The organism is Pandoraea soli, assembly GCF_902459595.1.
Lineage (GTDB): Bacteria > Pseudomonadota > Gammaproteobacteria > Burkholderiales > Burkholderiaceae > Pandoraea > Pandoraea cepalis.
In genome coordinates, this window is the sequence record NZ_CABPSG010000011.1 from 20,266 (window position 1) to 33,902 (window position 13,637).

Here is a 13,637-nt window from a genome sequence, read left to right on the forward strand (position 1 = left end):
GTCGCTGCGACCCGGCCAGCATTCCACGGAGACGCTTCACATGGCAGACGCAGCCACCGCAAACGCCCCCGCAGCACCGCAGGGCGCGCCGTTGACCGGAACGCGACTGGCGATCCTCACGGTAGGCCTCGCGCTGGGTACCTTCATGGAGGTGCTCGATACGTCCATCGCCAACGTTGCGGTGCCCACCATCGCGGGGAGCGTGGGCGTATCGAACAGCCAGGGCACATGGGTCATCAGCTCTTACGCGGTGGCGGCGGCCATCGCGGTGCCTCTCACCGGGTGGCTGGCACGTCGCGTTGGCGAGGCGAAGCTGTTCGTATCGTCGGTCGCGGCGTTCACCGTGGCGTCGATGTTGTGCGGCCTGGCGCCCAATATGGAGACGCTCGTCCTCTTCCGGCTGCTGCAGGGGCTCGTATCCGGCCCGATGGTGCCGCTATCGCAAACCATTCTGCTGCGCAGCTTCCCCGAAAAGAAACGCGGCCTCGCGCTCGGCCTGTGGGCCATGACCGTGATCGTTGCGCCGATCTTCGGTCCCGTGGTGGGCGGGTGGATCACCGACAACTACACTTGGCCGTGGATCTTCTACATCAACGTGCCGGTCGGGATCTTCTCCGCCGTCTCCTGCTTCCTCCTGCTGCGCGGGCATGAGACGAAGACCCAGAAGCTGCCCATCGACCTGATTGGTCTGGCGCTGCTCGCTATCGGCGTGGGCTCGTTGCAGATGATGCTCGACCTCGGGAAGGATCACGACTGGTTCAACAGCGGCCTGATCGTCACGCTCGCGCTCGCCGCCGCGATCTGCCTGTCGTTCCTGATTATCTGGGAGCTGACGTCCGACAAACCCATCGTCGATCTCACGCTGTTCAAGGACCGCAACTTCGCGTTGGGCGTCGTGGTGATCTCGTTCGGCTTCATGACGTTCTTCGCCTCGGTGGTCATCTTCCCGCTGTGGTTGCAAACGGTGATGGACTACACCGCAGGCAAGGCCGGGTTGGCAACGGCCCCCGTGGGCCTGCTGGCGCTGCTGCTCTCGCCGATCATCGGCCAGAACATGAACCGGTTGAATCTGCGCGCGGTGGCCTCCTTCGCGTTTATCGTGTTCGCCGGCGTGTCGTTCTGGAATTCGCACTTCGCGTTGAATCTGTCGTTCGCGAAGGTGATCGAGCCCCGGCTCGTTCAGGGCATCGGCATTGCGTGCTTCTTCGTGCCGATGACGACCATCACGCTCTCGAGCATGTCCGACGAGCGTCTGGCGGCGGCGGCCGGCCTGTCGAACTTCTTCCGTACGCTCTCGGGCGCTATCGGCACCGCCGTGAGCACCACAATGTGGGAGGACCGGGCGATCTACCATCACGCACGGCTGGCGGAGAACCTCACGCCGTATTCCAACGCGACGACGAGCTATCTCGACCAACTGCGCCAAGGGCTCGGACTCGCGAACGGTACCGAATTCGGCATGCTCAACGATCTCGTGACACGTCAATCGTTCATGCTGGCGACGAACGACATCTTCCATCTGTCGGGATACGTCTTCCTCGCGATGGCGGTGCTCGTCTGGCTGACTCGACCAAAGCGCGGGGCCCAAGCGGCTGTCGGGCACTGACGCGGGCGCCCCATGGCGAAACTCGAACTCCACCCGGTGCAACGTAACGCGGCGATCGTTCCAGAAAAGCAACACTACGTCTCCGCTTCGCGCCTTCTGGCTGAGACCGCCGGACGCTACCATGCGGTATTGCGACTATTTGCCGACAGGGATCCTGCATGCTGTTCGATCTGATTGCCCGCTACGGGCTCTGGCTGGTCTTTCTGAATATCTTCGGACAGGCATTGGGGCTGCCGTTGCCGGCCTATCCCACCCTCATTGTCACGGCGTCGACGTCGCTCTTCCCCGCGCCGCTGATCGTCGCGCTGGCGATCGGCGCCGCGCTGCTGGGCGACGCGCTCTGGTTTCTCGCCGGACGCCGCTACGGCCACCATATTTTGCGGCTGATGTGCCGCCTGTCGATCTCGCCCGATACCTGCGTGAGCCGTACGGAGGGTGCGATGGGCCGTCACGGCGTGCGCGTATTGATGTTTGCCCGCTTCGTGCCGGGACTCTCGGCGCTGTCGGTGCCGATGGCCGGCGCGCTGGGGGTGTCGTGGCGCACGTTCTTGATGTACGACGCAATCGGCGCTTTGGTCTGGTCCGGTGTCGCCGTGGCGCTCGGCGTGGGCTTTGCCTCGCACATCGTCGCCCTGCTCGACACCTTCGACACGCTTGGCCGTGGTGTGTTGTGGCTGATCGTGCTCGTTTTCGCGCTGTATCTGCTCAACCGCTGGCTCAACCGCTACCGTCTGCTGCGCTCGCTACGCATGGCGCGCATTGGCGTTCAGACGTTGGAAAGCTGGATGAAGGACGACATCACGCCCGTTGTGATCGACGTGCGCTCCGCCGCGGTGCGCGCCGTCGATCCGTTCACGATTCCCGGTGCGCTGGCCATTGCCCCGAGCGAAATCGAGGAAAAGTTGCGAGATGTACCGCGCGATCGCCGCATCGTCGTGTTTTGCGCGTGCCCGAACGAAGTGTCGGCCGCGCGCCTGGCGCAGCGACTGCGTCAACAGGGGTTCGCGGAAGTTCGTCCGTTGCTGGGTGGCCTCGACGCCTGGCGCAACGCCGGCCACACCGTCGACAAGATCGACGGCATTGAAACGCTCGTCCCAGCCAACTGAACTTCCGCTGCTCACGCAAATCATTGCGCACAATTGAATGACGCGCGCTAACTTAAAGGTAAGCGTGCGTTTTTCTTGAGATCAAGCTTCGTTGAGAGTGTCTTTGAGCTGAAGGAGCAGCGTGCGCAAGGTCTTTTGCGCGGCATCGGACTGGCCGGTAGCCGCCTGTATTTGCGCGGGCACCTGACGCGCCTCACGACGCAAACTCACCCCTCGTGGCGTAAGATCGATGAACACCTGACGTTCATCCGCTTCGCCTCGTCGACGCGTCAAAAGCCCCATGGATTCAAGTCGTTTCAGCAGCGGCGTAAGCGTGCCCGAGTCGAGTCCGAGGCGCGCACCAAGCTGATTGACGGCAATGTCGTCTTGCTCCCAAAGCACGAGCATCGCCAGGTATTGCGAGTATGTCAGACCCAGTCGATCGAGCACCGGCTTGTAGGCTTTCGTCATGGCAAGCGATGCCGAGTACAACGCGAAACCCAACTGATCTTCCAGACGCACGGGTGTTTTTTGTGCGGCTTTTTTGTTCACTGCCATTCGTAGACGACTTTTCAAATCCAATTCAATTGCGCGCCATTCTATTTCACCGCGTGGAATGTGGCCAGTCGCAATGACGCGTCGCCTGACGTGCCGCAACAGACGTTTCGGTGGAACGCAGCCAAGCCCTGCTGCAGCGAGTGAAGCCACGATAACGGGATAGCTATGTTGCGTGGCAAGCGGCCGCGCCGACCGTTCGTCGCGCGGCGCCGCCTTCGGACGACGTCGTTGTCGACGTCAACCGTCACGCAAAACCGTTCAACCTTTTTTGCGGCCTCAAAATTTACCGTTATCTGAATAGTGCTCAGAAAATCTTCGGGGCGGTCGCCGCCGCTGATCGCGACCGGTGTGAGCAAGAGGCAATCGGTAAATGGATGCTCGCGCCACCGGTATGCGATTCACACGATGAATCCACCAGCGCCAGCGTCAAAAACCCCTTACCTGAGCATTACTCACTTTTAGTCGTAAAAATCACCTCGCAGGTCGCGCGCTTTCAAAAACAGTCGCCGGTCGATACCATGGGACCCAATTCCGATCACGACAGTCTTTTATCCGTGTCAGCAGTGTCTGCCTGGGCGAAATCGCCCGTCGTTGTGTGGGTGCGGCGCCAGTTCGCCCCGAATACCCTGCAAATCACCTTGCTGCTTGCCGGCATCGTCGGTCTGTTGGGGGCGTTGGCCACCGTGGCGTTTCGCGAAGCGCTCTCGGGGCTGCAATTTCTACTAGCCGGCCACCGCAGCGGCATGGTCGAGCTGGCGCAGGGCCTGAACTGGTGGCAACGCCTGCTGCTGCCGACCGCCGGCGGCCTGATCGCCGGGCTGATCCTGCAATTCGCCACGTTGTGGGTGCCGAAGAAGGGCTCCGACGACTACATGGAGGCGATTGCGATCGGCACCGGGGTGCTGAGCCTGCGTCAGACCCTCGTCAAAAGCCTGTCATCGCTGTGCTCGGTGGCCTCGGGCGCGTCGATCGGCCGCGAAGGGCCAATGGTGCAGCTTGCCGCGATGTTCGCGTCGCTCGTCGGGCGCGTGCTCGCGTTCCCGCCCGAGCGGTTGCGCCTGCTCGTCGCCTGCGGGGCGACGGCCGGCATCACCTCGGCCTACAACGCCCCGATTGCGGGCGCACTGTTCATTTCCGAAATCGTCTACGGTTCGATTTCGACCGCGACGCTCGGCCCACTGGTCGTCGCCTCGGTCATCGCGAACATCGTCATCCGTCAGTTTCTCGGTTACGAAGCGGTCTACCAGATGCCGCGCTTCGATTTCGTTTCCGGATGGGAAGTCTTTTTCTACGTCGGTCTGGGCATTCTCGCCGGCGTGCTCGCGCCGCTGTTTCTGCGCCTGCTCGACACCGCCAAGCACCGCTTCAGCGCGTTGCCCGTGCCGCTGTTCCTGCGTCTGACGCTTGGCGGACTCATCGTGGGCATCCTGTCGCTGCAAGTGCCCGACGTGTGGGGCAACGGCTACAGCGTGGTCAACTCGATCCTGCATACGCATTGGGCCTGGCAGGCGCTTGCGATGGTGCTGGTGTTCAAGGTGCTGGCGACCGCTTCGTCGGCAGGCTCCGGCGCCGTAGGCGGCGTATTCACCCCGACGCTCTTCGTCGGTGCCGCGCTCGGCAGCCTCTATGGCATCGCGATGAATGCGCTCGCGCCCGCCGCCGCCTCGGTGGCGAGCAGCTACGCCGTGGTCGGCATGGGGGCGTTCCTTGCGGCAACGACCTATGCGCCGCTGATGTCGATCCTGATGATCTTCGAGATGACGCTGAGTTATCAGGTCGTGCTGCCGCTGATGTTGGCGTGCGTGACGGCCTACATCACGGCTCACACGTTACGCGCGGACTCCGTCTACGCCAAGTCGCTGCGCCGCAATCAGGTGGCGGGCCGCTGGCTGTCGATGACCGGCCAGGGCAGCGAGATGCGCCTGTCGTCGCTCGCGGTGGACAACGACGCCATTGTCAGCGACGCCGACACCTCGGACGCCCTCGGGGAGCGCTTTATCGCCACGGGCTATCGCAACCTCGTAGTCCGCGACCAGGACGGCCGTCTTGTCGGGACGATCGACGCCGCGAGCTGGTGGCAGCGGCAAGCGACCGGTGAACCCCCGTTATGGACGGCGGTGATCACGCCGTTCAAAGCCCTGGACGGCGAGATGACCCTGGTTGGGGCGCTGCGCGCCGTCGGCAAGTTGCACGCCGACTGGGTGCCCGTGGCGAACGAGGCCGGTGAGTGGTTGGGGGTGGTCTCGCTGCCGGGACTCATCGAGATCGTGACCGAAGAGCGGGGCGGCGAATGAAGCTTCGCGGTGGCGCTCGTCCCGTCAAGCCGGCGGAACCGTTGGCCCGCGCGGACGGCACCCTCTATTCGGCAGTCTACGACGACGTCTATTACCGCGCCGACGACGCGCTCGGTCAGGTGCGACATGTCTTTCTCGGCGGCAACCGTCTGCCCGAACGTTGGCGAGGTCGCGAGACTTTCGTGATCGTCGAGACCGGCTTTGGCCTGGGCCTGAACTTCCTGGCAACGTGGGCCGCCTGGCGGGACGATCCGCAACGGCCCGCGCGGCTGCACTTTGTCTCGGTGGAGAAATGGCCGTTCCGGGCCCAGGATCTGCGGCAAAGTCTCGAGGCGATGCTCGTGCTGCCGGGCATGACGCAACTCGCCCCTCTGGTACAGAAGCTGTGCGACGTCTGGCCGGCCCCGGTGGCAGGCTGGCACCGGCTGGAGCCGGCACCCGGTGTGGTCCTGAGCGTCGGTTTCGGTGACTTCTTCGATCTGATGCCGTCTTTGCGGGCGGGCGCGGACGCGTTCTATCTCGACGGTTTCACACCTGAGAAAAACGCCGACCTGTGGACGCCCAACGTTTTCAAGACGCTTGGCCGTCTGGCGCGTGACGGGGCCACGTTGGCAACGCATACCGCCGTCGAACCGGTACGTCGTGATCTCATCGGCGCGGGTTTCCAGGTGACGCCGCGTGCCGGACACGGCGGCGAGCGGAACATGCTCGCCGGCGATTACGCGCCACCTTATCGCATGCGGCGTTACGATCCGCCCATCGCGCCCCCGCGGCGAGCTCGTGAGGCGATTGTGGTCGGTGCGGGAATGGCAGGGGCGGCGATGGTGCGGCGTCTTGTCGCCCGTGGCTGGCGGGTGCGTCTGTTCGAACGGGCACAAGCGCCCGGGACGGCCGCGTCGGGCAACCCGGCGGGGGTCTTTCATCCGCAACTTTCGGTTGACGATAACGTGCTGTCGCGCTTGACGCGGGCGGGCTTCCTGTACGCACTCTCGCAGTGGAGAACGCTGCCGGGCGGACTGCCCGGACATGCCGACGGCCTGCTCCAGGTTGCCATGGACGACGATCAGGCGCATGCCCTGCAGCAACTCATGACGGCGCACGGGTATCCGCAGACTTACGCGAAGTGGGTCGATGTGGCGCAAGCCTCTGCGCTTGCCGGCGAAACGCTCGCGCACGGCGGTGTCTGGTTCCCGGAAGGCGGCTGGCTCGCGCCGGCGATGCTCTGCCGGGCCGAATTGGTCGCCGCCGGGCCGTTGCTCGATGCCCGCTACGGCGTGAACGTCGAACGGCTCGAACGCGGCAATGGCCGCTGGGCCGCGATCGACGAGGCGGGTCGCGTGCTGGCCGAGGGCGATGCCATCGTCGTGACGGCCGCAGACATCTCCCAGAAACTGCTCGCGCCGTACCTCGCGCCCGAGTTTGTCCCCGTCAAACGGGTACGCGGACAATTGACGTTCCTGCCACCCGACCTGTTGACCGACCTGCGCGTGCCGGTGTGCGGAGACGGCTACGTAGCGCCGTCGCCACTGGGGGGCGCCGGGCCGATCACGGGCGCGACGTACGGCTTCGACGACCCGGCCGAGGCCGTACGCGTCACCGATCACCAAGCCAATCTGCGTCGACTTGCCACGCTGTTGCCAGCCCATGCCGACACGCTCGGCGATGGGGGGCTGGCGAACGAGCACGCCGCCGCCGAATTGGGCGGGCGAACGGCGTTTCGCTCCATGGTGCCCGACCGCCTGCCGATGGCGGGGCAACTGCCTGACATGGCCGCTCTCGACACGCAACGTCAACAGCTGGGCGGCGGGCATCTCCGAGATCTGCCGCGCCTTGACGGTCTGTACGCCAGCTTCGCGTTCGGCTCTCGGGGCCTCGTGTTCGCGTCGTTGTGCGCGGAACTGGTCGCCAGTCAGATCGAGGGTGAACCGTGGCCGATCGGAAGCGACCTGGCCGACGCCATCGACCCGGCGCGCTACGTGATGCACTGGCTGCGCAAAGGCTGACGAGGCACGCGCTCCACCGGGGCGCGCCGACTTCGCACGCCGTCGGGCTTGGCGGAATCCTGCGCTAGCCGCCCCCCCCCGCCACCCGCGACCGCTCTATCGCCCATCGACGTTACCCACGTTCCTTCACTACGTGCGGCCCACGCCTGCCTACCGCCGTTCTCCGAAAGCACACGCGGGTTCAATAAATCGAATCTGACCCTATAGCGATTGCAACCCCGCCCCATGCGGGGGCGGCGCCCCCTTGGGGCTTGCCCCCGTATTTCCTGGTCGAAGGGCGATATCACACCTCCGAAGTGGACCATCCCCCACGGTTCGGCATCGGGATGGAATCGGTTTGTGCGAGGTCAAACCTCCTGCCGTCGAGACGGCCGTTTGGAAGCGTCGGAAACCGAGTGTGGCAAAATGGGCCCAACCCTTCTGGTTCGTCGTGCATTTGTTCTTAATCTGCAACCCCGCGCGCGACTTTCTTTCCTTTCCACCACTTGATGCGCCGTCAAGCGGCGCAAAGCGAGCATTAATGACGTCGGAACTGTCCCTCTTTCCAGGCTGGCCACCGACGCCCGATCCCGTTTTCTTCGCCGGGCTGGCATTGGTTTTTGCCGGACTCGCGGGGGAAATCTGTTTCCGGAGACTGCGCCTGCCGCGCATCACCGGTTACGCCGTGGTCGGGCTGGTCGGCGGTACCCTGGGTCTTTCCTCAATGCTGGACGCGCAGACGAGCGCGGCCATCCGGCTGCTGATCGATCTGGCGCTGGGTCTGTTGCTGTTCGAACTGGGCAGCCGCCTCAACCTGAAATGGATGCGGGCCAACCCCTGGATCATCCTCACCAGCGCGCTCGAAGCCTTGCTCACGTTCGTGGCGGTCTATACCGTCTTGTGGGCTTTTGGGGTGGCACCGCTAAGCGCAGTACTCATCGCCGCAATCAGCATGGCAACCTCTCCGGCCGTGGTGATCCAGCTCAAGAACGAGCTGCGCGCGGAAGGTCAGGTGACGGAGCGTTTGCTGGCCTTGGCGGCGCTCAACAGCGTGTATGCGGTCGTCGCGGTGAAGCTTGTCTACGGATGGATGCACCAGGCGTATCACTCGAGCGTCTGGGTCGTGCTGTTTCATCCCCTGTACCTGCTCATCGGCTCGATCGTGCTGGCGTTCGTGCTGGCCAAGGCCTGCAATCTGATCTTCCGCAAGTTCGGTAGCCAGGACCAGCATGCTTTCGTGATTCTCATCGGTTTGATCATGCTGATGGTCGCGCTGGTGCATATGCTCAAGCTACCGAACTCGCTCACGCTGCTGCTCGCCGGGATCATTTTCCGAAATCTGGATGAGCGTCCGCAGCTTTGGCCTGCGTACTTCGGCACGGCCGGCTGGTTGCTTGCGGTGGTGCTCTTCGTGCTGACGTCGCTGGCGTTCCGGTGGGAATACGTCGTGATCGGCGGTCTAGCCGCGGCGGCCATCATCGTGGTGCGCGGCATCGCCAAGGTGGTGGGCACGGTGGCCGTCGCCCATCAGGCGGGGATCAGTTACAAGCAGGCCGTCGCGCTCGGGTTGTCGTTGTGCCCGATGGCCAGTCTCGCGTTCGTACTCGTTGCCGACACGTACGACATCTACCCGCAGTTCGATCCGATGGTCAAGGCGGTGGTCATGTGCACGGTCGCCGTGCTGCAACTGGTCGCGCCGTTGGTGGTTTATTGGGCGTTGGCCCTGGTCGGTGAACGGAAGGATTAAACCATGTCATTAGAAGCATTCATTCCCTCGAAGCCGTGCACTTTCGGTGTGGAGCTGGAGATGCAGATCGTCAATCGCCACGATTACGATCTGACCAAAGCCGCCGCCGATCTGATGCGGCTCGTGGCCAAGGAGACACATCCGGGCGAGATCAAGCCGGAAATGACGGAAAGCATGATCGAGCTGTCGACCGACATCTGCCATCGACATAGCGATGCCGTCGCGCAGCTGGGCCGGGTTCGCGACGTGCTGGTGGCGGCGAGCGAGCAGCTCAACGTCGGCCTGTGCGGCGGCGGCACCCATGCCTTTCAGCGCTGGAGCGAACGTACGATCTACGATTCGCCACGTTTTCACTTCCTGTCCGAGTTATACGGCTACCTGGCCAAGCAGTTCACGGTCTTCGGGCAGCACGTGCACATCGGCTGCCCGGATCCGGACAGTGCGTTGTACCTGCTGCACGCCATGTCGCGCTACATCCCGCACTTCATTGCACTTTCGGCTTCGTCGCCGTATGTGCAAGGTGTCGACACGGGCTTCCATTCGGCGCGTCTGAACTCGGTGTTCGCGTTCCCGCTGTCGGGCCGCGCACCGTTCGTGCTGAAGTGGGAAGACTTCGAGACGTACTTCGACAAGATGGTGAAAACCGGCGTCGTCGAGAGCATGAAGGACTTCTACTGGGATATTCGGCCGAAACCGGGTTTTGGGACGATCGAAGTGCGAGTGATGGATACCCCCTTGTCGGTCGGCCGCGCGGCCGCTATCGCCTGTTACATCCAGTCCCTGGCCCGTTATCTGCTCGAGGAGCGTCCGTTTGTGTTGAGCGAAGACGATTATCTCGTTTACACGTTCAATCGCTTCGAAGCGTGCCGCTTTGGTCTGGAAGGGGCTTACGTCGATCCTCAGACCGGCGAACGCACCACATTGGGGCAGCACATCACGCAAACGCTGGAGGTCATCAAGCCGCACGCCGCGGTGCTGGAGGCCGAAGTGGCTTGCGAAGAAGTCCGTCAGCTTGTCGCATCCGGCAAGAACGACGCGGTTTGGCTGCGCGACGTCCACGCGGAAGCCAAGTCACTTAACGAAATGGTTCGCCAGCAATGTTTGCGATGGGCTGCATGACCTGAGGCCTTGACCGACGGGCCGCACCGGATACCGTCGGTTTGTGGACGCGATCGTCGTTATGCGATCGGTGTAAGGAACCCCGCCTTGGCGGGGTTTTTTCTTGCCCGTACGTTTCGCAGCAGGCGGGCACGCGGTACCCGGCAGGGAGCGTTTCCGGTTTTTGCCATACACGAAGCATCGTGTCCCTACGCCATGGGCCGAATCGTGCACCGCGAACGATGCCCTTCCCACGGTTCAGGCTAAGCGCGTTTTGCCGTTTTTGCGTCGTCCATAGCAAGGTTTTAAGGTTTTAATAGGTTTACTGTATGTATACATAGTAGTAGTTAACAAAGGCGGCCCACTCCTGTGGATAACCACAGTTAACGTCGAGTAAACAGAAAGTTGCCCGAATGAGAACTGGATGGAAAAACAGCGGGTATCCCAAGAACAACTCGGAACAGTTTTTGGCCCTGTGGAAAGATTCGCGAGTTATCCCGAACCCATGCACAACGAGTCCGATAGGTTATCCATTAAGTTATCCACAGGCGCCTAAATATTGTGCAGAGCACCCCCAAAAACGGGGTTTTGTGGATAATTTTGATGTTCCTGCGTTGGCTGAACGGTTCGCGGATACAATCTCGCCACTTTGAAATGTGACGTGGCGTGCGTGGTGCAAGAAGTGAACGATGCTGGTTTCGCCAAATGTAACGAGCGAGATTGCCGGGACTGTCAAATTCTTCAATTCGCGTATCCGGAAGGGGCTTCCCGCGGACACGTTGCCCCGCACTTCCCCCCAGTTTCCTGCGCAACGCCACCCTCGTCGATTGGCGATTTACAGTCGCGTTTCAAATGATTTGCGTGCCGGTGGACGTTTGCTACGAAAGGCGGGGCATGGGGGGCGCTCACGCTCCACGTCGGATGGCGCTGAAATGTCTCGAAAATCGAGTGGATTTTCACAAGGTCGTTGTGCGCGACGGTGACCCGTGGGTGGGATCGCTACGGTCTGCGAGCCATGTCTGGCGAGGCTTTGCCGATGTGAGGGGCGATCGTGCGGGGTGCGAGGCGGTTCCCAATGGCCGCTGCAGGCGACGCCTGTTCGATCTGCCGCGTAATTGGCATGGGATGCGAAATGTTTTTCCCAATTTGATCCTTCGCAAAGCGAGTGCGCAGGACACCAATATTTTGTAAACATCTTGAGTAGGATTTGGGAGATCAGTACAAGAACTGATACGCCAAAATCAAACTCAGAACACACAATGGAATCGTGGTGGGACGGTGGGTTCAACAGCGACTTGCCGTCGCGTATCGACACGGAAGTGGCTTAGGGTTTCCCCCGGGCGGGGCGCCGAGATGGATGCAATGCAATGACGAGACGTGTGATGCACCGCCCGTGAGTTCATTTGACAAGCTGTTTTACTGACGTATAGTTTTTAGAAATCCTAACGAAAATCATGGCTACTCCGACCCCACTTGATGAAGCGCTATCCAAGCGCGTGACAGCTGGTTTGTTGCGCATGGGAACTGCGTTACGGAGCCACGCCTGGGAGGGCGCGGCAATGGCTGGATTGACGCCGACGCAAGGCGAGATTCTGACGCTCTTGCTCGCGCGCGGCGTACCGATGCGATTAGGCGAGATTGCGGAGGATGCCGCACTCACATCGGCCACGGTCAGTGAGGCCGTGAGCACGTTGGAAAGCAAGGGCTTGGTTGAGAAACGGCGCGATGCGAACGACGGGCGCGCGCTGGCGCTGCGTCTGACCGCGCGCGGCAAGACGGCAGCCAAAAAGGCGTCGCAATGGCCGAACTTCCTGACCACGGCGTCGGAATCGCTGGGCGAGAAGGAATGTGCCCAACTCTACCGAACGCTCGTCAAGATGATCTTCACGATGCAGGAGCGAGGCGACGTACCGCCGCAGCGCATGTGCCTGACGTGCAGTCATTTCGAGGTGTCGGCGCGCGGCAAAGGCCAATACCACTGCGATCACTTCAATGTGACGTATGACGATTCGCGTCTGCCGCTGGACTGCAACGCGCACGAGGACGCCGACGTCGCCATGCAGCGCAAGGTCTGGAAGCTGTATAGCAAAACCTGAGCGGTATTCGTCACGTACAAGCGGCGCGCCCCAGGGGGGGAGAACGTCATTCGGTACCGGGTGACGTTTTTTTTTCGTCGACGCTTGTCACGCACATGAGTGTCGCCTGCCTGTACACTGCGCTTTTTTGCATCCACGAAACCTCATCGCATAGAGATGGCAGCCAAGCGCAGAATCGAAGTCAGGAAGTCGGGCGTTCACGGTAAGGGGGTGTACGCGCTCAAGCGTCTCAAGAAAGGGGATCGCGTGATCGAGTACAAGGGCGAGATCATTTCGTGGCGTGAGGCCTTGCGTCGCCATCCTCATGATCCGGCGCACCCGACGCACACCTTCTACTTCAGTCTGGAAGACGGACGGTGCATCGACGGCAAGGTTGATGGCAACAACGCCCGCTGGATCAACCACGCCTGCTCGCCCAACTGCGAAGCGCGTGAAGAGGGCGAACACGTCTATATCTATGCCGTGCGCGACATCGAGCCTGGAGAAGAGTTGTTTTACGACTACGGTCTGGTGATCGACGCGCGCTACACGGCGAAGCTCAAACGCGAATACGCTTGCCACTGCGGTACCAAGGCGTGCCGTGGCACGCTGCTCGCGCCGAAGCGCTGAGCGCGTTGGGCGTTACCCGCGGCAGCAAGCGCGCAGCGGCGGATCAGTTGGAGGCGCGATCGCCTGCGAACTGGTCGATGGCCAGTGCCAGATCGACGTCGCGTTGGGTCAAGCCGTCGGCGTCGTGCGTCGAGAGGGTGATGTCCACCCGGTTATAGACGTTGAACCACTCCGGATGATGGTTCATCTTCTCGGCCTTGAGCGCGACCTGCGCCATGAAGCCGAAGGCCTCATTGAAGTCGTGAAACGTGAAGCTGCGCTGGATGGCGTCGCGTCCGACCACCTGGTGCCACTCCGGCAGCACTTCGGTCAGGCTGGCGCGTGCCTCGGAGGAGAGTCGTGTTGTCATGGCATTCCTTTCAAAGCGTTCAGTGCAAATCGGGCCAACGGGCATGCACCGACGCCGGCATGGCGTCAGTGATGGCTGCGTACGGTGTCAGGAGGGTTGTCGGCTGGGCCGGGCGCAGCGCCCATGAAGCGGCAGGGTTGCCGATTCATCCGACCTATTGTTTCACAGGCGCGCTGGGCGTGTGCGTGAGCCCTGTCCTATAACGCGAAGGGT

At 62.2% G+C, this 13,637-nt stretch carries 10 protein-coding genes; 8 read left to right on the forward strand and 2 right to left on the reverse strand.

Annotated elements, in window-relative coordinates; translation table 11 throughout:
• Nucleotides 1-40 precede the first annotated feature (40 nt).
• Nucleotides 41-1,606 (forward strand): DHA2 family efflux MFS transporter permease subunit, encoded by a 1,566-nt coding sequence (locus PSO31014_RS17555; RefSeq protein WP_150552797.1) that lies wholly within the window; start codon nucleotides 41-43, stop codon nucleotides 1,604-1,606.
• Between the two features lie 158 nt (nucleotides 1,607-1,764).
• The gene (locus PSO31014_RS17560; protein ID WP_150552798.1) at nucleotides 1,765-2,712 is read left to right on the forward strand and encodes a DedA family protein/thiosulfate sulfurtransferase GlpE; all 948 of its coding nucleotides are present in this window, start codon (nucleotides 1,765-1,767) and stop codon (nucleotides 2,710-2,712) included.
• Between the two features lie 81 nt (nucleotides 2,713-2,793).
• On the opposite strand, the gene PSO31014_RS17565 is transcribed toward PSO31014_RS17560, so the two are convergent.
• Nucleotides 2,794-3,249: a MarR family winged helix-turn-helix transcriptional regulator gene (locus PSO31014_RS17565; protein WP_150552799.1), complete on the reverse strand. Its 456-nt coding sequence runs from the start codon at nucleotides 3,247-3,249 to the stop codon at nucleotides 2,794-2,796.
• A 593-nt stretch (nucleotides 3,250-3,842) separates the two neighbouring features.
• On the opposite strand from PSO31014_RS17565, the gene PSO31014_RS17570 reads away from it, so the two are divergent.
• From PSO31014_RS17570 to PSO31014_RS17595, 6 genes are all read left to right on the forward strand, one after another.
• Complete coding sequence (locus PSO31014_RS17570) at nucleotides 3,843-5,543, forward strand: ClcB-like voltage-gated chloride channel protein (protein WP_150552876.1); 1,701 nt, start codon at nucleotides 3,843-3,845, stop codon at nucleotides 5,541-5,543.
• Nucleotides 5,540-7,546, forward strand: a complete 2,007-nt coding sequence (gene mnmC / locus PSO31014_RS17575) for a bifunctional tRNA (5-methylaminomethyl-2-thiouridine)(34)-methyltransferase MnmC2/FAD-dependent 5-carboxymethylaminomethyl-2-thiouridine(34) oxidoreductase MnmC1 (protein ID WP_150552800.1) — start codon at nucleotides 5,540-5,542, stop codon at nucleotides 7,544-7,546. The genes PSO31014_RS17570 and mnmC overlap by 4 nt, the downstream gene beginning before the upstream one ends.
• A gap of 520 nt (nucleotides 7,547-8,066) precedes the next feature.
• Complete coding sequence (locus PSO31014_RS17580) at nucleotides 8,067-9,272, forward strand: cation:proton antiporter (protein ID WP_150552801.1); 1,206 nt, start codon at nucleotides 8,067-8,069, stop codon at nucleotides 9,270-9,272.
• 3 nt (nucleotides 9,273-9,275) lie between these two features.
• Nucleotides 9,276-10,391, forward strand: coding sequence for a YbdK family carboxylate-amine ligase (locus PSO31014_RS17585; protein WP_150552802.1), 1,116 nt, complete (start codon nucleotides 9,276-9,278; stop codon nucleotides 10,389-10,391).
• A gap of 1,433 nt (nucleotides 10,392-11,824) precedes the next feature.
• Nucleotides 11,825-12,466, forward strand: coding sequence for a MarR family winged helix-turn-helix transcriptional regulator (locus tag PSO31014_RS17590; RefSeq protein ID WP_174976565.1), 642 nt, complete (start codon nucleotides 11,825-11,827; stop codon nucleotides 12,464-12,466).
• Between the two features lie 156 nt (nucleotides 12,467-12,622).
• Complete coding sequence (locus PSO31014_RS17595) at nucleotides 12,623-13,075, forward strand: SET domain-containing protein (RefSeq protein ID WP_017233866.1); 453 nt, start codon at nucleotides 12,623-12,625, stop codon at nucleotides 13,073-13,075.
• Between the two features lie 43 nt (nucleotides 13,076-13,118).
• Here PSO31014_RS17595 and PSO31014_RS17600 read toward each other — a convergent pair whose 3' ends face one another.
• Nucleotides 13,119-13,424 carry a 4a-hydroxytetrahydrobiopterin dehydratase gene (locus PSO31014_RS17600; RefSeq protein WP_150552804.1) on the reverse strand — a complete coding sequence of 102 codons (306 nt, stop codon included), beginning with the start codon at nucleotides 13,422-13,424 and terminating at the stop codon, nucleotides 13,119-13,121.
• Nucleotides 13,425-13,637 lie beyond the last annotated feature (213 nt).